General features: G+C 61.2%; 26 protein-coding genes. 15 read left to right on the top strand and 11 right to left on the bottom strand.

Going from position 1 to position 20,769, the window contains the following annotated elements; all coding sequences use genetic code 11:
- Positions 1-795, bottom strand: a complete 795-nt coding sequence (gene kefF / locus AC1D1J_RS08095) for a glutathione-regulated potassium-efflux system oxidoreductase KefF (protein WP_477694369.1) — start codon at positions 793-795, stop codon at positions 1-3.
- A 71-nt stretch (positions 796-866) separates the two neighbouring features.
- Between kefF and AC1D1J_RS08090 the strand changes: the two genes are divergently transcribed.
- Positions 867-1,484, top strand: coding sequence for a nucleotide-binding protein (locus AC1D1J_RS08090; RefSeq protein ID WP_477694368.1), 618 nt, complete (start codon positions 867-869; stop codon positions 1,482-1,484).
- 71 nt (positions 1,485-1,555) lie between these two features.
- Positions 1,556-2,011 carry a MaoC family dehydratase gene (locus AC1D1J_RS08085; RefSeq protein WP_477668308.1) on the top strand — a complete coding sequence of 152 codons (456 nt, stop codon included), beginning with the start codon at positions 1,556-1,558 and terminating at the stop codon, positions 2,009-2,011.
- A gap of 14 nt (positions 2,012-2,025) precedes the next feature.
- Here the strand turns inward: AC1D1J_RS08085 and AC1D1J_RS08080 are convergent, their stop codons facing one another.
- From AC1D1J_RS08080 to AC1D1J_RS08070, 3 genes are all read right to left on the bottom strand, one after another.
- Positions 2,026-2,346 (bottom strand): hypothetical protein, encoded by a 321-nt coding sequence (locus AC1D1J_RS08080; RefSeq protein WP_477687349.1) that lies wholly within the window; start codon positions 2,344-2,346, stop codon positions 2,026-2,028.
- A gap of 190 nt (positions 2,347-2,536) precedes the next feature.
- Positions 2,537-3,019, bottom strand: a complete 483-nt coding sequence (locus AC1D1J_RS08075; RefSeq protein ID WP_477687350.1) for a tRNA (cytidine(34)-2'-O)-methyltransferase — start codon at positions 3,017-3,019, stop codon at positions 2,537-2,539.
- A gap of 211 nt (positions 3,020-3,230) precedes the next feature.
- Positions 3,231-4,010: a ComF family protein gene (locus tag AC1D1J_RS08070; protein ID WP_477694367.1), complete on the bottom strand. Its 780-nt coding sequence runs from the start codon at positions 4,008-4,010 to the stop codon at positions 3,231-3,233.
- A 76-nt stretch (positions 4,011-4,086) separates the two neighbouring features.
- On the opposite strand from AC1D1J_RS08070, the gene AC1D1J_RS08065 reads away from it, so the two are divergent.
- The 8 genes from AC1D1J_RS08065 to AC1D1J_RS08030 all read left to right on the top strand — a co-directional run bounded on the left by AC1D1J_RS08065 (position 4,087) and on the right by AC1D1J_RS08030 (position 10,691).
- A complete protein-coding gene (locus AC1D1J_RS08065; RefSeq protein ID WP_477694366.1) occupies positions 4,087-4,989 on the top strand; it encodes a methyltransferase domain-containing protein in 903 nt (300 codons plus the stop codon).
- Positions 4,990-5,158: 169 nt separating this feature from the next.
- On the top strand, positions 5,159-5,659 hold the full coding sequence (locus tag AC1D1J_RS08060) for a DUF2244 domain-containing protein (RefSeq protein WP_477687353.1): 501 nt from the start codon (positions 5,159-5,161) through the stop codon (positions 5,657-5,659).
- A 136-nt stretch (positions 5,660-5,795) separates the two neighbouring features.
- Positions 5,796-6,971: a cytochrome c oxidase subunit II gene (gene coxB, locus AC1D1J_RS08055; RefSeq protein WP_477687403.1), complete on the top strand. Its 1,176-nt coding sequence runs from the start codon at positions 5,796-5,798 to the stop codon at positions 6,969-6,971.
- Between the two features lie 97 nt (positions 6,972-7,068).
- Positions 7,069-8,703: a cytochrome c oxidase subunit I gene (ctaD, locus tag AC1D1J_RS08050; RefSeq protein ID WP_477648358.1), complete on the top strand. Its 1,635-nt coding sequence runs from the start codon at positions 7,069-7,071 to the stop codon at positions 8,701-8,703.
- A 21-nt stretch (positions 8,704-8,724) separates the two neighbouring features.
- Positions 8,725-8,838, top strand: coding sequence for a cytochrome oxidase small assembly protein (locus AC1D1J_RS08045; RefSeq protein ID WP_477687354.1), 114 nt, complete (start codon positions 8,725-8,727; stop codon positions 8,836-8,838).
- Between the two features lie 40 nt (positions 8,839-8,878).
- Positions 8,879-9,490 (top strand): cytochrome c oxidase assembly protein, encoded by a 612-nt coding sequence (locus tag AC1D1J_RS08040; protein WP_477687355.1) that lies wholly within the window; start codon positions 8,879-8,881, stop codon positions 9,488-9,490.
- Positions 9,487-9,696: a DUF2970 domain-containing protein gene (locus tag AC1D1J_RS08035; RefSeq protein WP_477687356.1), complete on the top strand. Its 210-nt coding sequence runs from the start codon at positions 9,487-9,489 to the stop codon at positions 9,694-9,696. The genes AC1D1J_RS08040 and AC1D1J_RS08035 overlap by 4 nt, the downstream gene beginning before the upstream one ends.
- A 77-nt stretch (positions 9,697-9,773) precedes the next feature.
- Entirely contained in the window at positions 9,774-10,691 is a 918-nt protein-coding gene (locus tag AC1D1J_RS08030; RefSeq protein ID WP_477694365.1) for a cytochrome c oxidase subunit 3, read from the top strand.
- A gap of 85 nt (positions 10,692-10,776) precedes the next feature.
- On the opposite strand, the gene AC1D1J_RS08025 is transcribed toward AC1D1J_RS08030, so the two are convergent.
- Positions 10,777-11,016 (bottom strand): twin transmembrane helix small protein, encoded by a 240-nt coding sequence (locus tag AC1D1J_RS08025; protein ID WP_457282216.1) that lies wholly within the window; start codon positions 11,014-11,016, stop codon positions 10,777-10,779.
- An 18-nt stretch (positions 11,017-11,034) separates the two neighbouring features.
- On the opposite strand from AC1D1J_RS08025, the gene AC1D1J_RS08020 reads away from it, so the two are divergent.
- The 5 genes from AC1D1J_RS08020 (at position 11,035) to AC1D1J_RS08000 (ending at position 15,372) form a co-directional block, all read left to right on the top strand.
- Entirely contained in the window at positions 11,035-11,787 is a 753-nt protein-coding gene (locus AC1D1J_RS08020; RefSeq protein ID WP_477687358.1) for an SURF1 family protein, read from the top strand.
- Positions 11,788-11,888: 101 nt separating this feature from the next.
- On the top strand, positions 11,889-12,521 hold the full coding sequence (locus tag AC1D1J_RS08015; RefSeq protein WP_477694493.1) for a hypothetical protein: 633 nt from the start codon (positions 11,889-11,891) through the stop codon (positions 12,519-12,521).
- A 143-nt stretch (positions 12,522-12,664) separates the two neighbouring features.
- On the top strand, positions 12,665-13,789 hold the full coding sequence (locus AC1D1J_RS08010; RefSeq protein ID WP_477694364.1) for a COX15/CtaA family protein: 1,125 nt from the start codon (positions 12,665-12,667) through the stop codon (positions 13,787-13,789).
- Between the two features lie 17 nt (positions 13,790-13,806).
- A complete protein-coding gene (gene cyoE / locus AC1D1J_RS08005) occupies positions 13,807-14,724 on the top strand; it encodes a heme o synthase (protein WP_477687360.1) in 918 nt (305 codons plus the stop codon).
- Positions 14,725-14,733: 9 nt separating this feature from the next.
- Positions 14,734-15,372 carry an SCO family protein gene (locus AC1D1J_RS08000; protein WP_477694363.1) on the top strand — a complete coding sequence of 213 codons (639 nt, stop codon included), beginning with the start codon at positions 14,734-14,736 and terminating at the stop codon, positions 15,370-15,372.
- A gap of 90 nt (positions 15,373-15,462) precedes the next feature.
- On the opposite strand, the gene rpoH is transcribed toward AC1D1J_RS08000, so the two are convergent.
- The 6 genes from rpoH to AC1D1J_RS07970 all read right to left on the bottom strand — a co-directional run bounded on the left by rpoH (position 15,463) and on the right by AC1D1J_RS07970 (position 20,761).
- Positions 15,463-16,392 carry an RNA polymerase sigma factor RpoH gene (gene rpoH / locus AC1D1J_RS07995; protein WP_477666772.1) on the bottom strand — a complete coding sequence of 310 codons (930 nt, stop codon included), beginning with the start codon at positions 16,390-16,392 and terminating at the stop codon, positions 15,463-15,465.
- A gap of 456 nt (positions 16,393-16,848) precedes the next feature.
- Positions 16,849-17,142 carry a hypothetical protein gene (locus AC1D1J_RS07990; protein WP_477694362.1) on the bottom strand — a complete coding sequence of 98 codons (294 nt, stop codon included), beginning with the start codon at positions 17,140-17,142 and terminating at the stop codon, positions 16,849-16,851.
- Between the two features lie 69 nt (positions 17,143-17,211).
- The gene (locus tag AC1D1J_RS07985) at positions 17,212-17,688 is read right to left on the bottom strand and encodes an Mpo1 family 2-hydroxy fatty acid dioxygenase (RefSeq protein WP_477687363.1); all 477 of its coding nucleotides are present in this window, start codon (positions 17,686-17,688) and stop codon (positions 17,212-17,214) included.
- A 134-nt stretch (positions 17,689-17,822) separates the two neighbouring features.
- Positions 17,823-18,797 (bottom strand): Bug family tripartite tricarboxylate transporter substrate binding protein, encoded by a 975-nt coding sequence (locus AC1D1J_RS07980; protein ID WP_477694361.1) that lies wholly within the window; start codon positions 18,795-18,797, stop codon positions 17,823-17,825.
- A gap of 26 nt (positions 18,798-18,823) precedes the next feature.
- Positions 18,824-19,834: an Ldh family oxidoreductase gene (locus AC1D1J_RS07975; protein ID WP_477687365.1), complete on the bottom strand. Its 1,011-nt coding sequence runs from the start codon at positions 19,832-19,834 to the stop codon at positions 18,824-18,826.
- Positions 19,835-20,761, bottom strand: coding sequence for a hydroxyacid dehydrogenase (locus tag AC1D1J_RS07970; protein ID WP_477694360.1), 927 nt, complete (start codon positions 20,759-20,761; stop codon positions 19,835-19,837).
- Between the last annotated feature and the right edge of the window lie 8 nt (positions 20,762-20,769).

Genomic DNA, 20,769 nt, shown 5'->3' with positions numbered 1-20,769 from the left:
TTATCGAGCCCCCACGCTTTTCACTTCGTGTGCCTTCGGCGGTACGCTGCCCCTCTCACTTTCAAAAGGGGCTAATTTTCCCTGGGGCGGCCCGACGGAAAATTGGCTCTCGGCTTTGACATGGTCAGGGTGCTCCACTGGCCGATCCTTCATGGGAACGACGCAGGCGGCACATTGCTCCAGGTCTTCCAGTTCAGGCCAGTCGGGATAGCTTTGCAGGCGCTGGCGGAAGGTTGCGATGTGATCGGCAACGGTTTGCCTGTCAACGCTGTGGGCGCCGTGCAACACCAGAGGCGGCAAAAAACGCATGCCGCACAGCGCGGCGCTTTGCTCGTACGGCGGCAGGAAGGCATCAAAAAAGTAGCGGTTGTAGCCTTGTGGGTGATAGGACGTTTCGGGGCCGCCTGTGGTGGCGACCAGCCACAGGTCTTTACCCTGCAGTGCACGGCCTTTTGCGCCTTCCTCCTCACCTTCGCCGTAGGCCCAGCCGTAGGTGAGTACGTCGTCCAGCCAGAGCTTTTGCAGCGCGGGCATCGAGTACCAATGCATGGGGTGGAGCAGCACCACCAGTTGCGCGCGTTCCAGGGCGGCCTGCTCTTTGGGCACGTCGATGGCATAGTCGGGATAGCTCGAATACAGATCCTGCACCTGGACACGGGGCAGGGCCTTCGCAGCCTCCATCAGCGGGCGGTTGACCCGTGATTCGCGCCAGGCGGGATGGGCCGCAATGACATAAATATCTGGATTTGCCGTGCTGCCCGCCGATTTATCAGTGGTTGTGAGAACTGTGTCCATGCCGTTACCATAGCGGAAAAGCAAGACCAAGAGTTCCCAGGAACGACAAGTTCCAAACCGAGGAGATTCGCATGCCCGTGGTTGTGATCGCCAATCCGAAGGGGGGCGTCGGCAAAACGACGCTGGCCACCAATGTTGCCGGATACTTTGCCAGCCAGGGCCATGCGGTCATGCTGGGAGACGCCGACCGGCAGCAGTCTTCACGGTTGTGGCTGGGGCTGCGGCCGCCCGCCGCCCGGCCGATTGCCACCTGGGATGTGAATGCAGACCTGATCGTCAAACCCCCCAAGGGCACGACGCATGTGGTGCTCGACACGCCCGGTGGGTTGCATGGTTCGCGCTTTAACGAGGTCTTGAAGCTGGCTGACAAGGTCATCGTGCCGCTGCAGCCCAGCGTCTTCGACATCTTTGCCACGCGCACCTTCCTGGACCAGCTGGCCGAACACAAGCACGCCGGCAAGATGCAGGTGGGCATTGTCGGCATGCGCGTGGATTCACGCACGATTGCCGCCGACAAGCTACGCAGTTTCGTCGAAGGGCTGGGTTTGCCGGTGCTGGGCTACCTGCGCGACACGCAGAACTACATTCACCTGGCCGCGCGGGGACTCACGGTGTTTGACGTGGTACCCAGCCGCGTTGAAAAAGACATGGAACAGTGGCAGGGCATCTGCCGGTGGCTTGACCGTTGAATCTCTGAGCATCGCGCCGGTTTGTCGCTGAGCCGACATGCCGTGCCCCTGTGTGTCGCTACAGTGGCGGCATGAAAACCTTTGAAACCCTGGCCGACCTGGCCGCCTGCACCGGCCAGGAAGTCGCCGTCAGCGACTGGATCACCATCACGCAGCAACAGGTCAACCTGTTTGCCGAAGCGACGGGCGACCACCAGTGGATTCATGTGGACCCTGAAAAGGCAGCGGCCGGCCCGTTCGGCGGGCCGATCGCCCATGGGTTCCTGACCTTGTCACTGCTGCCGCGTTTTTTCGAGTCGTCGTTTGAGATTGCCGGCTCGCGCATGGGCGTGAACTACGGGCTCAACAAGGTGCGATTTACCGCGCCGGTGCCCGTCGGCAGCCGCCTGCGGGCACGCATGAAACTGCTGGCTGCCGAGGCGATTGACAACGCCGGCATGCAAATGACCTGGGAAGTGACCGTGGAACGCGAGGGCTCGCCCAAGCCGGTATGCGTGGCGGAATCGCTGGTGCGGCGATACCCTTGAACGCGCCGCTGGCGCTAGATGCGCGTCAGCTGGCTGGCCGGCAGCCAGCCCTCAAAAACACCGATCAGGCCATTGATGCGTTCGGCGGCTTCCGTCTGGGAATGCGCATGTGCGATGCATTGGTGCAGGTCGCTGCGCAGCAGCCACAGGTCGGAGGGGGTTTTGGCGAGATTGATCTTGTAGATCACCCGCGGGGTGCGCGGATCTTCGCAATCCTGCAAAAGGGTGCGCAGGCTTTCCTGGATCTGCTCGACCGAGAGCCGGTTGGCTGCTTTGGCGGTGCTGGAAAGGCGGGACGTGCTGTTGCCGAAAATACGCTGGATGACCATATTCACTGTGTTTTTCCTTCCAGTCTTGTGGACTGGGCGGTGGGAAGGGATAACGCAGGAAGGGCCGGGTAGTGGCAATCCGCACGTTCGGGCCTGCAGCGAGAACTTTAGGCTTGAAGGATTGGAGTTTAGGGTTTTTACCTAGATTCTGGCAAGGGGGTGCTAGTCCAAAGGTTGGCAAAAGCGGACTTATGTCTCATCCGGGCAAGCCGGGCGACCCTGAAAACCCGTTTTGCCGCCAGGCCTCAAACACGGTAACGGCCACGGTGTTGGAGAGGTTCAGGCTGCGCTGGCCCGGCAGCATGGGAACCTTGAGGCGCTGCGGTGGCGCAAAGGATTCGCGTAACTCCGGCGCCAGGCCGCGGGTTTCGGCGCCGAAAACCAGCCAGTCGCCGGGCAGGAAGCGCGCGTCGTAGACGCTGCCGGAGCCGTGCGTGGTCATGGCAAAGAGCCTGTCGGAGGGTGGTTGCTCACTTTCGAGGAAGGCTTGCCAGCTGGCATGCCGCAGCACTTGGGCGTACTCGTGGTAATCGAGCCCCGCCCGGCGCATGTGTTTGTCGTCCATCGAAAACCCCAGCGGTTCCACCAGGTGCAATCGGCAGCCCGTATTGGCCGCCAGGCGGATGACATTGCCGGTGTTGGGGGGGATCTCAGGCTCGACCAGAACAATATTGAACATGGCTGGATTGTCGTGCGGCGGGCGCGGGTTTTCTGTCGAGTCGCGAGCCTTTCCCTTTCCGATCCCTGCGGGTGACCGGAACCGGGTGTGGGCTTTGTACCAGCAGGGGCCGCGGGACTGGCTTTGCCAGACCGCAGGCGCAGCGGCCCCTTCACGTGATGAAAGGGGCAGGGAGAAGCCGCAGGCTACACGCAGTGAGCGACCGTGGGGGCTATTGAGTTCGCGCAAGGACAACGGCGCCAACGTGTGCGGCGCCCGCATCCCGCAAGGACTGTGCGGCCGTATACAGCGAGGCGCCGCTGGTCATCACGTCATCCACCAGCACCACGCGCCGTCCCTGCAGTTCCCCCGTGCGCAGCGGATCCACCTGGAAAGCTCCCTTGACGTTGGCCAGCCGGTCCTTGCGTTTGAGCTGGCTTTGCGGGCGCGTGTGCTTCACCCGTAGCAGCAGCCTGGCATCGGTCTGGCCTTGCGTGCGTGTTTGCCGGGCCAGCGCCACACACAACTCCCAGGCCTGGTTGAAGCCGCGCACCTGCAGGCGCTCCGCCGACAGCGGCACCGGAACGATCCAGTCGCCGGGGGCCAGTTCTGCCATGAGCCCGGCTACGCCCGGCGACCGGGCCAGCAGGCTGGCAAAAAAAGCGGCCCAGCCGTGCCGCTCGCCGAATTTGTAGCCCGCAATCAGCGCGGACCAGGGGTAGGCATAGTTCACGGCGGCAAAGGCGCCGTCCAGAGGCGGCGGATGGCTGACACAGGCGCCGCAGGGCTGCGGCCCGACCCGAAGACCCATGGAAAGGTCACCGGGCAAGGCGAGAGCGCAGCGGGGGCAGCGTGGGACGGCAAAGGCAAACCGGGCCACGCAGGCGGCGCACACCTGGCGCGCCGGCCAGCTGCGGCATACAGCGCACTGGCTGGCCAGGCCGGGGAAGCCGCCAAAGCGGCCGGTCGGCGGGGACAGGAATGCGGCGGGAGCAAGCAGGCGTGTGAACACCGTGTCAATATACTCGCGTACCTTCCCCGCTTGCCTCGGCGGGTCCCGCGCTTCCTTTGCCCTTTTTGCTCTTTCCATGACCCCTACACAGCGCCCACCCACGCTCGACCCGATCGCCGTCAGCCGCTGGGACCGCACCGCTCCGCTGGCCTCACCGTGGCTTCATGAAGAGGTGGCGCGGCGCATGATGGACCGATTGCAATGGATCAAGCTGCAGCCGCGCGCGTGGGTGCACTGGGGAGCATTGCGCGGAGGGATCCGGGCGCAGGAAAAACTGGCCGGGGCCTACCCAAAATCTAGGTGTTTTGTGGTTGAGAGCAGCTCCGAACGGGCGCAAGCAGCTATCAAAAATATAGCAAAACCGTGGTGGCGTCCGCGCCGGTGGCTGGCGGCTCCCGTGCATTTTGAGGCGCCGCCGGCAGGAACTGCCGACATGCTCTGGGCCAACATGGCGCTGCACGAATCGGCCGATCCGCAGGCCCTGCTGGCGCGCTGGCACCAGGCACTGAAGGTAGACGGTTTCCTGATGTTTTCCTGCCTGGGCCCGGATACCGCGAAGGAGTTGCGCGAGGTGTATGCGCAGCTGGGCTGGCCGCCGGCCGGGCATGAACTGACCGATATGCATGACTGGGGCGACATGCTGGTGCAGACGGGGTTTGCGGAGCCAGTGATGGACATGGAGCGCATCACCCTCACCTATGCGACCCCGGCGCGGCTGCTGGAAGACATCAGGGAACTGGGCCGCAACTTTCACCCGGCGCGGTTTCCTGCCCTGAGGGGCCGGGCCTGGAAGGCGCAGCTTGAAAGCGCGCTGTCCCGCCATCTCGTCAGGGGCGAAGACGGGCGGCTGTCCCTCACCTTTGAAATCATTTATGGCCACGCGCTCAAGGCGCCGCCGCGGATCAAGGTCAGTCCGCTCAGCGCGGTGTCGGTCGCCGATATGCGCAGCATGCTGCAGGGCCAGCGCTCCGGCGGCTAGGTGCCCGGCAGGTGTTGCGCAGGCGCTCCCAATCCCTGGTGTTGACGGGTTTTCAGAAGGGGCGGCAAGGTAAACCCGGCTACAATTCAAAGCTGAATTTTTGGGTATGTTCCCAAGCCTCATGCGGTCAATGCCCAGCGTTAACCGCAGTTTTTTTGAGGGTTGCCACATGCTGCAGCCAACACCAGCGTTTCGTTTTGCCACCTTGCCCGCACAGGGCGCCCACAGCCACGATGCTGTGCTGTGGCTTCTCAAGCGTCACTGTTCACTCACACCGGCCCAATTGGGCTGGCTGTATGTGTCTTTGTGCGGTGTCTCATTGGGTATTGCCGGATTTTTCTGGCTGCAGGGTGCCACCATGGTGATGCCTTTTGCCTGGATCGAGCTGGTCGCGGTGGGAGCCGCCTTTGTGGCGTATGCCCGGCATGCGGGGGATGGTGAAAAAATCGTCCTGCAGGGCGAGCGGCTGGTGGTGGAGCTGGAAACGGCAGGGCGCACGGAGCGGGCTGAATTCAACCGCGAATGGGTCCGGATCGAGCCCAAGGATGGGGATGGGTCGCTGATTGAGGTGTCCGGGCAGGGGCGGTCTGTCCAGGTGGGGCGGCATGTACGGCCAGAGCTGCGGCCCGCGCTGGCCCGCGAGATTCGCATGGCGTTGCGGAGTGTTTGACAGTTCCTGAAAGACTTGTGTCAGTTCAGGTGCGGCAGGAGGGCTTGCCGCTAACTTTATAATCAGCCGGTTAATTTGGTCGGTAATTGAAGCAGAAAAAGTGATCACGATGAACGTAAGCAACACCATGAGCAAAATGACACGGCTTGGCATGCAGCATGCAGGCGCAATTCTGGCATCTGCGGCCGCCTGGGTCAGCACCGCCGCTTACGCCGTCAACGACCTGAAGGGCGGCCCGGCCGTCAATCAGCTGAATTTGCACCCGGCCGTGACCAAAATTGCCGAAGAGCAGCAGTGGCTGCATTGGTTCATGATGGCCATCTGCCTCGTGATTTTTGTGGCTGTTTTCGGGGTGATGTTCTATTCCATCCTGAAACACCGCAAGTCGGTCGGCCACAAATCGGCCAATTTCCACGAATCCACCGCTGTTGAAATTGCCTGGACCATCGTCCCCTTCATCATCGTGATCGCCATGGCCCTTCCGGCCACCAAGGTGCTGGTCGCCCAGAAGGACACCACCGCTGCCGACCTCACCATCAAGGCCACCGGCATCCAGTGGAAATGGGGCTACGACTACATCAAGGGCGAAGGCGAAGGCATCGGCTTTGTCTCCACACTCGACAACACGCACCGCGAAATGTCCGACAACGGCGGCCCCAAGGCCGGCGAAGCTCCCGACAACTACCTGCTCAAGGTCGACAACCCGCTGGTTGTTCCCGTCAACAAGAAAATCCGCATCATCACCACCGCCAGCGACGTGATCCACGCCTTCGCGGTGCCGGCCTTCGGCATCAAGCAGGATGCGATTCCCGGTTTTGTGCGCGACACCTGGTTCCGTGCCGAGCAAGTTGGCGACTTCTACGGCCAGTGCCAGGAACTCTGCGGCAAGGAACACGCCTACATGCCCATCCATGTGAAGGTTGTGTCCGCCGCCGATTACAGCGCCTGGGTCGCCGTCAAGGCCAAGGAAGCCGCCGCCAAGGCCGATGATCCTTCCAAGGTCTGGACGCTGGTTGACCTGAAAGCCCGCGGCGAAAAAGTCTACGCCGCCAACTGCGCGGCCTGCCACCAGGCCAACGGCAAGGGCGCTGGCCCGATCAAGCCGCTGGACGGCTCGCCGATTGTTCTCGACGCAGACCACAAGAAGCAGATCCAGACCGTGCTCAATGGTGCAGCCGGTGGCGCCATGCCTTCCTGGAAGGCGCTCAGCGACACCGACATCGCCGCCGTGATCAGCTACTCCAAGAACAACTGGTCCAACCAGACCGGCCAGATCGTCCAGCCCGCGGAAATACAGGCGGCTCGCAAGTAAGCCTCAGGCGTTACCCGCAGATTCCATCATTTCGCCGGCGTGACCTTGCCGGCCGCAAAAGACAAGCTACAGGCATAAGCCACCAAAGGAAGCCAAGATGAGTGCAGTTCTAGACCATCACGATCACGCACATGATGACCACGATCACCATGCCCCGACGGGCTGGCGTCGTTGGGTATTTGCGACCAACCACAAGGATATTGGCACGCTGTACCTGTTGTTCAGCTTCTTTATGCTGATGTTCGGTGGCGTGCTGGCCTTGCTGATCCGCGCTGAGCTGTTCCAGCCCGGCCTGCAACTGGTCAACCCCGAACTGTTCAACCAGCTCACCACCATGCACGGCCTGATCATGGTGTTCGGCGCCATCATGCCGGCCTTCGTGGGTTTCGCCAACTGGATGATCCCGCTGCAGATCGGCGCGGCTGACATGGCTTTTGCCCGCATGAACAACTTCAGCTTCTGGCTGTTGATCCCGGCCGGCATCATGCTGGTGGGGTCGTTCTTCATGCCTGGTGGCGCACCCGCCGCAGGCTGGACGCTCTACGCGCCGCTCACGTTGCAAATGGGCCCGTCCATGGATGCCGGTATTTTTGCGATGCACATCCTGGGCGCTTCGTCCATCATGGGTTCGATCAATATCATCGTTACCATCCTCAACATGCGCGCTCCCGGCATGACGCTGATGAAGATGCCGATGTTCTGTTGGACCTGGCTGATCACCGCCTACCTGCTGATCGCCGTGATGCCGGTGCTCGCAGGCGCCATCACCATGACGCTGACTGACCGCCACTTCGGCACCAGCTTCTTTAACCCCGCCGGCGGCGGCGACCCGGTGATGTACCAGCACATCTTCTGGTTCTTCGGCCACCCCGAGGTTTACATCATGATCTTGCCGGCCTTCGGCATCATCAGCCAGATCATCCCGGCTTTCTCGCGTAAGCGCCTGTTCGGCTACGCCTCCATGGTGTACGCCACCGGCTCCATCGCCATCCTGAGCTTCGTTGTGTGGGCTCACCACATGTTCACCACCGGCATGCCGGTTACGGGCCAGCTGTTCTTCATGTACTCCACCATGCTGATCGCCGTGCCCACGGGCGTGAAGGTGTTCAACTGGATCGCCACGATGTGGCGCGGCTCCATGACCTTTGAAACTCCCATGCTGTTTGCGGTGGGCTTCATCTTCGTGTTCACCATCGGCGGCCTGACGGGCGTGATCCTCTCGGTCGCACCGATCGACACGCAACTGCAGGACACCTACTACGTGGTGGCTCACTTCCATTACGTGCTGGTGGCTGGTTCGCTCTATGCCTTGTTTGCCGGCTACTACTACTGGTCGCCCAAATGGACCGGCGTCATGTACAACGAAACCCGCGGCAAGATCCACTTCTGGTGGTCGCTGATTTCCTTCAACGTGACCTTCTTCCCGATGCACTTCCTGGGCCTGGCCGGCATGCCGCGCCGCTATGCCGACTACCCCATGCAGTTCGCGGATTTCAATGCCGTGGCCAGCGTGGGCGCGTTCTTCTTCGGATTTGCCCAGCTGTACTTCTTCCTGTTCATTGTGGTGCCCACGATGCGCGGCCAGGGTGCACCTGCCAGGCAGAACCCCTGGGTGGACGAAGGCGGCAAGGGCGCCGAAGGCCTCGAGTGGGAAGTTCCGTCGCCCGCACCTTTCCACACCTATGAAACACCGCCCAAGCTGGATGCCTCGGCAACCCGCGTGATCGGCTGATTGAACCCAACGGTAATCCCCATGACGACACCTGAACAAAAGAAGAGCAACCTGAGGCTGGCCCTGATACTGGCTTCGGTCGCGCTGGTCTTTTTTGCCGGCTTCATGGCCAAGATGATTTTCCTGAGCCGTTGAGCCGCCAGGTCGACCTCAATCTCAAACCAGTACTGATGTGATGCGGCTCAAGCGCGAAAACTTCAACATGATGGGCAAGCTGGGCGTGATCGTGCTCGGCATGTTTGCCTTCGGTTACGCGTTGGTGCCCATCTACAAGGCGATCTGCGAGATGACCGGCATCAACGTGCTGGCGCTATCTGACCGGCAGATTCCCGGCGCGACGTCCAGCCTGCCGGCCAATACGCAGGTAGACCGCACCCGCACCATCACGGTCGAATTTGACGCGAACTCGCGCGGCCCCTGGCACTTCAAGCCGGCACAAAACACATTGCAGGTTCATCCCGGCGAGCTGACCACGGTGATGTACGAGTTCCAGAATGTGCAAGACCGGACCATGTCCGCGCAAGCGATTCCCAGCTATGCGCCGGCCCAGGCCGGGGCACATTTCAACAAGCTGGAATGCTTTTGCTTCAGTCAGTACACCCTGGCGCCCGGTGAGAAAAAGCAGTGGCCGGTGGTGTTTGTGATTGACCCGAAACTGTCGAAGGACGTGAGCACGATCACGCTGTCCTACACCTTCTTTGAAGTGGGCGGAAAAACGCCGGCCGCGCCCGTCACGCCCAAGGCGACGACTGCCGCCGCCCCCCCTGAAAGACAGGCAGGCGCATGAGCATGGCCGCAACCCCCGCAAAACCCTCCTTCTGGCGTACGGTCAAGGCCGTGGCCTGGTCTTTTGTGGGACTGCGTGCGCGTGGCGACTACGAAGAAGACGTGAAAAATTTGAATCCCCTCCACATCATTGTGGTCGGGTTGATTGCTGTGGTGGTGTTTGTCGCGGTCCTGGTGCTGCTGGCGAAATGGATGGTCGCGCACTAGCGCGGCATTCGCACAAATGCCTCACGGCGCAAATTAAAAGATTATTGAAAATTCGAGAGAAAAACAGGAGTCGAGCGATGTCATCAGCAACCCACGGGTCAACCCCCCACTACTTTGTTCCCAGCCCATCGAGCCATCCGGTGATGGCGTCTATCGGCCTGTTTTTTGTCATCCTCGGCGCCGGCCAATGGATCAATGGTGCGCACTGGGGCATGTGGTCGTTGGCCTTCGGTATGGTGTGGTGGTTGGTCACGTTGTTCCGCTGGTTCAGCCAGTCCATCGCCGAAAGCGAAGGCGGCATGTACGGCCGCAAGATCGACATGTCCTTCCGTTGGAGCATGAGCTGGTTCATTTTCTCGGAAGTGATGTTCTTCGGCGCGTTCTTCACTGCGTTGTGGTGGGCCCGCTCGCACTCGTTGCCCGCACTGGGTAGTTTGGAAAATGCGCTGCTCTGGCCTGATTTCAGGGCGGCCTGGCCGTCTATCGTGGCTGGTGCCACGACATCGCCTGCCGACATCGTTGAGCCCTTCACGGCCATGAAGCCGCTGATGATTGGTGGCGGTATCTGGGCCAGCATCATGGGCTCCTTGCCCACCGTCAACACGGCGCTGCTGCTGAGCTCTGGCGTCACTATCACCATCGCCCACCATGCCTTGATCGAAGGCAAGCGCGCACGAACCATTGCCTTTATGTGGGCGACGGTGCTGCTCGGCCTGGTCTTCCTGTTCGTACAAGGCTACGAGTATTTCCATGCCTATCATGAGATGAATCTGAAGCTGTCGTCCGGCGTGTACGGCTCGACTTTCTTCCTGCTCACAGGCTTTCACGGTTTTCACGTGTTCGTCGGTATGCTGATGCTGTTCTTCATCACGCTGCGCCTGCAAAAAGGCCATTTCACCCCTGAAAAGCATTTCGGCTTTGAAGGCGCCGCCTGGTACTGGCACTTTGTGGATGTGGTGTGGCTGGGCCTCTACATCCTGGTTTACTGGCTGTAAGGCGGAACCAATCGCGGCCTGGGCCGCTCAACCAAAGGCCGCTTGATGCGGCCTTTGTTATTTATTTCGCCACTCAGAGTGGCGGTTATTTACCAGCAGGGATGCCGGTGGGCTGGATATAACCAAGCTTCCACGCAATCAGAATGCAAACAAACAGCAACACAGAAAACCCGATACGGAACGCCAGTGCGCGCGCCATGTTGCTGTTTTTGCGTTTGCTGCTTTCGGCGCCTTCACTGCCCTTGCCGCCCCTGAGCATGAAAAACAGTGCGGAGGCCAGGCTGGCAAAAATGGCGATAAACGCCAGTGCGATCAGGTAAGTCATGAACAGGATTATCGGCTCATGACACGTGCTTTGCACTCCCCGCGCTTCTGGATTCTCACGGTGGCCGCACTGGCGGTGGCCGGCACGACCTTTTCGCTGGGGCAATGGCAGCTGCGCCGCGCCGCACAAAAAGAAGCGCTGCAGGCCGCCGTCGATTCCAAAGGCCGGCTTCCAGCGCTGGATGTGCATTCGCTGCTTACGAGCCAGAGCCTTGCTGATGACATTCACCGGCCAGCCATCCTCAAGGGCAGCTGGCGCGCCGAGCACACGGTGTATCTCGACAACAGGCCCATGGGCGGCAAGACGGGTTTTTTGGTGGTAACACCACTGGTGCTGGAAGGCAGTCCGCAGGCCATCCTGGTGCAGCGTGGCTGGGTACCGCGCAACTTTGCCGACCGCATACGCCTGCCGGATGTTTCAACGCCGCCGGGCATCGTGACGGTTGAGGGCCGTATGGCCCCGCCGCCTTCCAGGCTCTATGAGTTCCAGGGTACCGAGAGTGGGCGCATACGGCAAAATCTCGACTTGCCTGCTTTCCGGGCGCAAACCGGCCTGCCGCTGCTGGATGTTTCATTGCTGCAGACCGGTGCGCCCAGCGAAGGCCTGCTGCGCGAGTGGGCCGCGCCCAATCTGGGCGTGGACAAGCACTACGGCTATGCCTTCCAGTGGTTCGGTCTTTGCGGCCTGGTGGTTCTTTTGTATGGCTGGTTTCAGCTGGTCCTTCCTTTTCGTACCCACATGCGCGGTAAACGCCGCGATCAATTGCCGTGACAAACGATACGCCTGCTACCCCTCATACCCCTGATACTCCTCCCGTCCACGCTGCCGCAGCCGGACTGCAAGACCAGCCCCTGGGCCTGACCGTGCATGCCATGCCTGTGCTGGATCAGTCCAGTACGCGCGCACCCAGCACCGTGGCAGGCCGCTGGAAAATGCTGGCCGTGCTGCTGGTGTGCGCCGCACCGGTCATCGCGTCTTACGTCACCTACTACCTGATCCGGCCCGAAGGCCGCCGCAATTTCGGCGATCTGATTGACCCGCAGCGTCCGCTGCCGCCGCTGGCCACGCGCTCGCTGGACGGCCGCGCCGGCACGCTGACGGCACTGAAGGACCAGTGGCTGCTCATCAGTGTGGCCGGCGGCGCCTGCGGTGCGCGGTGCGAGCAGAACCTGTATTTCCAGCGACAGCTGCGCGAGTCCCTCGGCAAGGAAAAAGAGCGCCTGGATCGTGTCTGGCTGGTGGTGGATGAAGCGCCGGTGCGTGACGCCTTGCTCCCCGCGCTGGCTTCGTCGGCGGTGCTGCGTGTGGCGCCAGCTGAACTCGCCAAGTGGCTGGAGCCCGCTGCGGGCCAGCGTCTGGAGGATCATCTCTATCTGGTCGACCCCATCGGCAACTGGATGATGCGTTTCCCGGCCGACATGGACGTCGCCGCCGCCGCCAAGGCCAAGCGCGACCTGGAGCGCCTGCTGCGCGCCTCCAGCAGCTGGGACAAAGAGGGCAGGTAGATGAAGCCCCCACGGTCGCTCACTGCGTGTAGCTCCCTGCCCCCCGAGGGGGCCGCTGCGCCTGCGGACCGGCAAAGCCGGTTCCGCGGCCCCTGCTGGCCTGGAGCTTCAGCACGCGTGGCAATGGTTGATTCTTTTTAGTCATGGCAGCACAAAACCTTTACGACCTGAGTCCTGCCCTGCGCCTGATGATCATGGGGCTGGTGGTGGCGATGGGGCCGTTGGCCTGGGTGTGGATGCACAACAAGAATGCGCCGGTAGCGCAGCGTTTGCGGGTGCTGACGTTGGTGACCTTGTTCCTCACGTTTGACCTTGTGATCTTCGGTGCGTTTACCCGGCTCACTGATTCGGGCCTGGGTTGCCCTGACTGGCCTGGTTGCTATGGAAGCGTCAGCCCAGTAGGTGCGCAGATCCACATTGAGGCCGCGCAGACTGCCATGCCGACCGGCCCCGTGACGCATTCCAAGGCGTGGATCGAGATGATCCACCGCTATCTGGCGACCGGCGTTGGTGTGCTTATTCTTACGCTCGCGGTGACAAGCTGGCTGGAGCGCAAGCGCACACCGGTCTCATTCTGGTGGCCTGCTGTCACGCTGATCTGGGTGTGCCTGCAGGGCGCTTTCGGCGCGCTCACCGTGACCATGAAGTTGTTTCCGGCCATCGTCACGTTGCATCTGTTGGGCGGCCTGGTTCTGCTGGCCCTGTTGCGCGCGCAGGCGGTGCGTTATGCGCAAGCGCAGGGCGTCAGCGCCACGGATCTTTCTGCCGGCCTGCGCCTCGCCGTCATCGCGGCCTTCGCCTTGCTCTGGGTGCAGATTGCTCTCGGCGGCTGGGTCAGCACCAACTACGCCGTGCTGGCCTGCACCAACTTTCCGGGTTGCCAAGGGTCGCTCTGGCCGGCCATGGACTTCCGCCAGGGCTTCACGCTGTGGCGCGAACTCGGTGCGGGCCATGACGGCGCCAATATCGGCTTTGAGGCGCTCACCGCCATTCACTATGTGCACCGCCTGGTGGCCTATCTCGTGTTTGCCGTATTTCTGGTCCTCGCCTTTTGCCTGCACCGCGTGCCCGCATTTCGCACATCGGCGCGCTGGCTGGCCGGGCTCATACTGCTGCAGGCCATCACTGGCATCAGCAACGCCGTGCTGGGCTGGCCCTTGCTCGCCGCGGTCATGCATACCGGCGGTGCCGCGGCCCTTGTCATTGTGCTCAGCGGCATGGTCTTTTCCAGCCGCAGCGGCCCCCTGCGCCATATGCGTCAAAATTGAATGCCTAGCGACTTTCCATGAACCCCAGTACTCCCTCCGCCGCACCGGCTCCGGCCTTGCCCCGCGCGCCCTCCCGTTTCGCGCAGTTTTATGCGCTGACCAAGCCGCGCGTGGTGCAACTCATCGTGTTTTGCGCCTTGATCGGCATGGTGCTGGCCGTCCCCGGTGTTCCGTCGTGGCCGGATGTCCGGCTCGCGCTGATCGCCTGTGCCGGCATCTGGCTGGTGGCTGGGGCTGCCGCCGCCTTCAACTGCCTGGTCGAGCAGCAAATCGACTCGCGCATGCGGCGCACCGCCTGGCGGCCCACCGCCAAGGGCGAGCTCAGCAATCCGCTCACGCTGTCTTTTTCGGCCGCATTGTGCGCCCTTGGTTCGTGGATTCTTTATGTATGGGTGAACCCGCTCACCATGTGGCTGACTTTTGCCACCTTCATCGGTTATGCGGTGGTCTACACCGTGATCTTGAAGCCGATGACGCCACAGAACATCGTGATCGGCGGCGCTTCAGGCGCCATGCCGCCGGTGCTGGGCTGGGCTGCCATGACGGGTTCGGTCGGCCCTGAGGCGCTGATCCTCTTTTTGATCATCTTCCTCTGGACACCGCCGCACTTCTGGGCGCTGGCGCTTTACCGCGTGGAAGACTACCGCAAATCCGGCCTGCCCATGCTGCCCGTCACCCATGGCAATGAGTTCACTCGGCTGCAGGTGTTTCTCTACACGCTGGTACTGTTTCCCGCCTGCCTGATGCCGTTTATCTTCAAGATGAGCGGCTGGCCCTACCTCGTTGCCGCTGTCGCGCTCAGCATCGGCTTCAGCTGGTATGGCTTTCGCCTGTGGCGCAACTACTCCGACGCGCTGGCACGCAAGACCTTCCGGTTTTCACTGATTCACCTTTCGGTGCTGTTCGCAGCGCTGCTGCTTGACCACTATCTCTAGGCTCCCATCATGAAGTCCCACAGCACGCCTCTGGCTGCCTCACCCGTTCGCCGATCTGCTATCAAAAAAATAGCTGCCTGCGCTCTTGCAGTGGGCGCTGCAGGCATTTTTTCTGCATGCGCGCCGGACAAACCTCAGTTCAAGAGCATTGACCTCACCGGCGCCGACTACGCGCAGGGCTTCACGCTGGCCGACCACAATGGACAGGTGCGCACACTGAAAGACTTTGCCGGCAAGGTGGTCGTGGTGTTCTTCGGTTTTACGCAATGCCCCGACGTTTGCCCGACCTCCATGGCGGAGCTGGCGCAGGTCAAGAAACTGCTAGGCACCGATGGCGACAAGCTGCAGGCCGTCTTCATCACGGTCGACCCGGAACGCGATACGCCCGAACTGCTCAAGGCCTACATGGGCAATTTTGACCCGACCTTTGTGGCGCTGCGGCCCACACTGGACCAGCTGCCCCAGGTCGCCAAGGACTTCAAGGTGTATTACAAAAAAGTTGACGGCAAAACGCCGGGCAGCTACACCATGGACCATTCCGCCGGCAGCTATATTTTCGACAGCCAGGGGCGCATTCGCCTGTACAACCGCTACGGCAGCGGCGCTGAGGCACTGGCGTCCGACATCCGCCTGTTGCTCAAGTCCTGAGCGAGTCCGTTTCGTACAGCTGTCGCCGGAAAAGAAAAAAGCCCGCACATTGCCGCGCGGGCTTTTTGAATGAGCGTAAGCCTGCGGGTTTTACGCGTAGGCGGCCAGCACCTTCTTCATCTTCTTCATGGCCGCCACCTCAATCTGGCGGATCCGCTCGGCGCTTACCTTGTACTCGTCGGCCAGGTCGTGCAGCGTCATGCCGCCTGAACCGTCGTCGTTCACCTTGAGCCAGCGCTCTTCCACGATGCGGCGCGACCGCGGGTCGAGGTCTTCCAGCGCGGCGGTGATGCCGTCTGAAGCCAGGTTGTCGCGCTGTCGCGACTCCATCAGTGCCGTCGGCTCTTGCGTGGCGTCGGCCAGGTAAGCGATCGGGCCAAAGGCGTCTTCGCCGTCGTCACTCGGGCTTGGGTCCAGCAGCACGTCGCCGCCCGACATGCGCTGCTCCATCTCGATGACTTCCTCGCGCTTGACGTTCAACGTCTTGGCCATCGAATCAATCTGGCCTTCAGTCAACGTGTCGCGGTGCGTCGCCACGTCGGCGTCGTCCTTGAAGCCTTGCTTCATCGAGCGCAGGTTGAAAAACAGCTTGCGCTGGGCCTTGGTCGTCGCGACCTTGACCATGCGCCAGTTTTTCAGGATGTACTCATGGATCTCGGCCTTGATCCAGTGCATGGCGTAGCTCACCAGGCGCACGTTCTGGTCCGGGTCGAAGCGCTTGACCGCCTTCATCAGGCCGATGTTGCCTTCCTGGATCAGGTCGCCGTGGGGCAGGCCGTAGCCCAGGTATTTGCGCGAAATCGAGACCACCAGGCGCAAGTGAGAGAGCACTAACTTACCGGCAGAATCGAGATCGTTGTTTTCCTTGAGATTTTTGGCAAATTCCTGCTCCTGCTCCAGGGTGAGCATGGGGAGACGGTTCACGGCGGAAATATAAGCGTCCAGGTTGCCCAGCGGGGGCACCAGCGACCAGGGGTTGACGGCTGTGGACGCGCCCGATTTCGGCACGACAGCGGTCAGGGAAGCGGGGGAAAGAGCATAAGACACAGCAAGACTCCTTTCGTCTGGTGCTAAATATTAGCACTCTGTTGGAGAGAGTGCTAAGCAATAGGTTCAATGACTCGGATAGCGCAAGGCTAATCAGTGGAAACCCTTGGTATGAGCCGCATTGTGGGCCATTGGTTCAGGGGGATTGGTTTCTGCCTTGTAAATGCGCGGTATCGATTTGTACGGGGGCTGTTGCCCTTCCAAGGGCGGGTTTGCTATCTATTTGATAGCTACCTGCGCAAGTTCTTGTTGGGTTGAAGCCATATTTGACGCCAAATCCAGATGGGCGGCGCATCGGCTTCATTGCCAATCTTATGGAATGAAATTGGCCTTTCATCCAGGTAGGACGGGCGCGAGCAGCTACGAATTTAATAGCAATTTCATGCTTTTCGCTCCCAGCCACCTGAGCCGGCGCTTGCAGGTATGGATTTACGGCAGGCGCTTGTCGTCACGCACTTCGCGGACTTCCACGTCCACCACGTCGCCGGTACGGGAGCTGGCCGGGTTGCCTTGGGCGGCCCCGCCCGGCCACATGCCCTGGGGCGAATAGCGCTGAAAGCGGCCAAACACCATCGCAGGCGCCGGCTTGCGGCCGGTGAGGAGCGCCTTCAGGAGGCTCAGCGCCACGACGATCAGGGCTGCGACCAGCAGGCTGACGGCAAACACCGCTGCGAAGATGCCAAAGAGGAGCTTGAGGAAAAAACGCAGAATTTTGCTGATCAAGCGAGGTACCTGTGAAAAGGTTTAAACCTCCAAGGTGGAGGCCGCCCGGGTGTTTTCAAGCTGGATGGATCACCAGCGTATACCCAGCTTGCCAAACAGCTTGCTCAGCACAAACAGCGGCCCGACCCAGAGGTACTGGATGTCTTCAAAGAAAGAAGGCTTTTTGCCCTCGATCTTGTGGCCGATGAATTGCAGGATCCAGGCGCCCACAAAAATGCCGGCACAGATCGGCAATACCAGCGGCCCCATGGCGAACACCAGGCCCAGAAACAGCACCGACCAGACCGCCATGGTCATAAAGAACATCGCCGACAGGCGCGCGTAGTAGACCATGCTGGCCGCGACGAACACATACGCGATATAGGGGTGAAGCGCAAACAGCATGCCCACCAGGCTCAGCATGATGAGCGGGATGGCGATGAAATGAATCAATTCGTTGCGCGGGTTCTGGTGGCTTTCACCGTAGTGCGCCAGCAGCTGGTCAACCTTGCGCAGCCCGGTAACGGTAACGGTAACGGTATCGGGAATATCCGCTATGTCGTTCATGTATGTCTCCATTGGCGGGGATCGCCTCTGGGCAGATTTTCCGTCAGGCCATCAGAACCGAAGCGGTGTTTTACAAAACGTAACGCAGGCCGCGAGCGGCCTGCGGACTTTGTGCTTACTGGTGTGCTTGCCGATCAGGTCGGCGTGATTTTCGCAGTCTTGATAATCCGGCTCCAGCGGTCTATTTCGCTTTTCAGGAAGCGACCGAACTCTTCTGAACCCTTTTGTGAGACACGAAAGCCTTGCTGCTTGGCGCGCTCTTCCACGTCAGCGCTGTACATGATCTTGATGATCTCGCGCGAGTATCTGTCGACAATGTCATCCGGCGTCTTGGCCGGGAGCATGGCCCCTGTCCAGTTCTCGACAAAGAGGCCAGTCATACCGGCCTCGAAAGCAGTCGGGACATCAGGCACCCCCGGGTGCCGGCCCAGGCTGCAGATCGCGATCGCGCGCAGTTTTCCACCTTTGACGTGAGCGATCGATTCCGGATAGTTGGAAAAAATCACGTCCAGCTGGCCACCGATCAGGTCGACCATCGAGGGCGCGCCGCCGCGGTAGGGCACATGGATCATCTTCGTTTTGTTCAACTCGCAGAACAAAGCCATGGTCAGGTGTGCTGGGGTGCCGTTGCCGCTCGAGCCCGCGCTCAGCTGCTTGGTTTTGGACACGGCCATCAGGTCCTTGAAGTCCTTGATGGGACTGGCGGCAGGAACCACGACCAGCATCGGCGAATTGGCCATCAGGGCGACCGGGCGCAGGTCTTTGGTGAAGCTGTAAGCCGCATTCGGATACAGGGATACGTTCGCGGCATGTGTCAACGTGATGGCCAGCAGCGTATTGCCGTCAGGCGTTGATTTGGCGACCTGCTCGGCGCCGATCTGCGCGTTTCCGCCAGCCTTGTTTTCGACAATCACGGGAGTCTTCCACGCCTCGGACAGCTTTTGGGCAACCGTGCGGGCCATCATGTCGGTCAGGCCGCCGGGCGTGAACGGGACCACATACTTGATGGTGCTGCCTGGTTTGGGAAAAGTCTGCTGGGCCAGCCCCAGACCCGGAATGCCCGTCAGGGCTGCACCTGTTGATGCCAATACGATGTCACGACGTTTCATGCCTACTCCTCTTGATTGAATAACTGTTAACCCACTAACTGATCCAACTGCGATTTGAGTGCGTCGGGAATGCTGACTCCCGTCTGTAGTGCTTTCGTTTCGAGTGCGATGCGCCGCGCACCTGCCAGACGTACACCTTCGTCCAACAGCATCTCGGCGATCACGGTTTCCATGCGTTCAAAGTATGTGTCTGTGCCTGCAAGCGCGCCCGGGTCAATCAGGATGAAAGCCTGGCCGATTCGCGGCTGATTTCCTTCATCGACAAAGAATGATGATGCCTCAAAAGCAAACTGCGCGCCAATCACGGCTGTCACCAGCAGCTCAACCATCAATGCCAGCATGGAACCTTTGGGGCTGCTCACGGCGCCCAGCGGCAGCATGGAACCTTCCAGCGCCGCCTGTGCGTCCGTTGTGGGCCGGCCTTGCGTGTCCAGCGCCCAGCCCAGCGGAATGGATTTGCCTTCCTTGGCCGCAACCATCACCTTGCCGCGCGCAACTTCGCTCAGAGACAGGTCAATCAACAGTGGATCGGCGTTTCTGCGGGGAAACGCGGCAGCAATCGGGTTGGTTCCAAAGATCGGGTGCTTGCCGCCTGCCGCTGGCATGGCCGCCGGTGCGTTGGCAAAACCAAGGCCTACCAGGCCCGCATCGGTTGCGGCGCGCAGATGGTCCACCAATACCCCGCAATGGTGACTGTTAATCACGCCGACAAAACACACGCCCAGCTCCCGGGCAGTTGCAATCGCTGTGGAGATCGCCAGGTCGCAGGCGGGAAAAGCCAGGCCCTGTTTTGCATCCACCAGCACCGCCGCACCTTTTTTGTGCGCCACGACGGCGACGGCATGGCCATCGGCCCGGCCATTGCGAAGATGGGTGGCATATTGGGGCACGCGGCTCAGGCCATGCGAAGCGAGTCCTTGCGCTTCGGCGCGAACCAGTGCTCTCGCGGTGGTGGCCGCCATGGCTTCTGCCGCGCCCGCCTTGCGCAGCGCCTGCGTGGCAAGACGTGTTGCTTCTTCAATAGACAGTTGGACCATTTACTTCAGGCTCTCCAGCACCTTGTCGGCAATCATGAACGATACACGTTCATTTGACTGCATGCTGAGACCTGAAATGTGTGGTGTAAGCAACAGGTTGGGGCAGCCTTGCAACGCCGCACTCACGGGCAGGGGCTCGACGTCGAATACATCGATGGCCGCACCACCCAGTTGCCCCGACCGCAGTGCCGCACTGACTGCCGCGATGTCCACGATGTGGCCCCGCGAGGTATTGATCAGGACTGCGCCTTTTTTCATCTGGCCAATGCGTGCCGCGCTGAACAGCCCGCGCGTCGCATCCACCAGGGGCACATGCAATGTGACGGCATCTGCGCTGCTGATGAGGTCGTCAAGGCCGGCGTACTGCACACCGGTCTGCGCGAAAACCGGGGCATCGGGTGCAAGCGCGGGGTCATAGGCAATCACGTGCATGCCCAGGCCACGTGCCAGGCGGGCGGTGGTCTGGCCTATGGAGCCAAAACCGATGATGCCCAACGTTTGTCCGGCAGCTTCACGGCCGTTGCTCAACGCAGCGCGCGGCCACTGGCCGGCTGCCACGGCTTCGGTGGATGCAAACGCACCGCGCAGCAGCAGCAGGGTGCTGGCAACGACGTATTCCGCCACGCTGAGTGCATTGGCGCCCGAGGCGGGAATGACCTTGATGCCCCGGGCTTCGCAGGCCGGCACGTCAATGTTGTCCAGCCCCACGCCCAGCCGGCCCACCACCTTGCAGCGGGCCATTGCGGCGAGCAGTTCCCCGCGCACCTGCGTCAGGTTGCGCACGATCAACACATCGGCTTGGCCCGCCTCGGCCCGCAGGCGGGCGGCATCGCCCACCAGCTGCGGGTCATAGAGCACGTCGTGTGCCGCTTCAAGCAGCGCCACTGCGCGCTCGTCCATGAATTCACAGATGACAATGCGCGCCATGCTTGCCT

This window comes from Polaromonas sp. P1_F8, assembly GCF_056405635.1.
The sequence above is the reverse complement of the archived record's forward strand: the minus strand, read 5'-3'. Positions and strand labels throughout refer to the sequence as shown.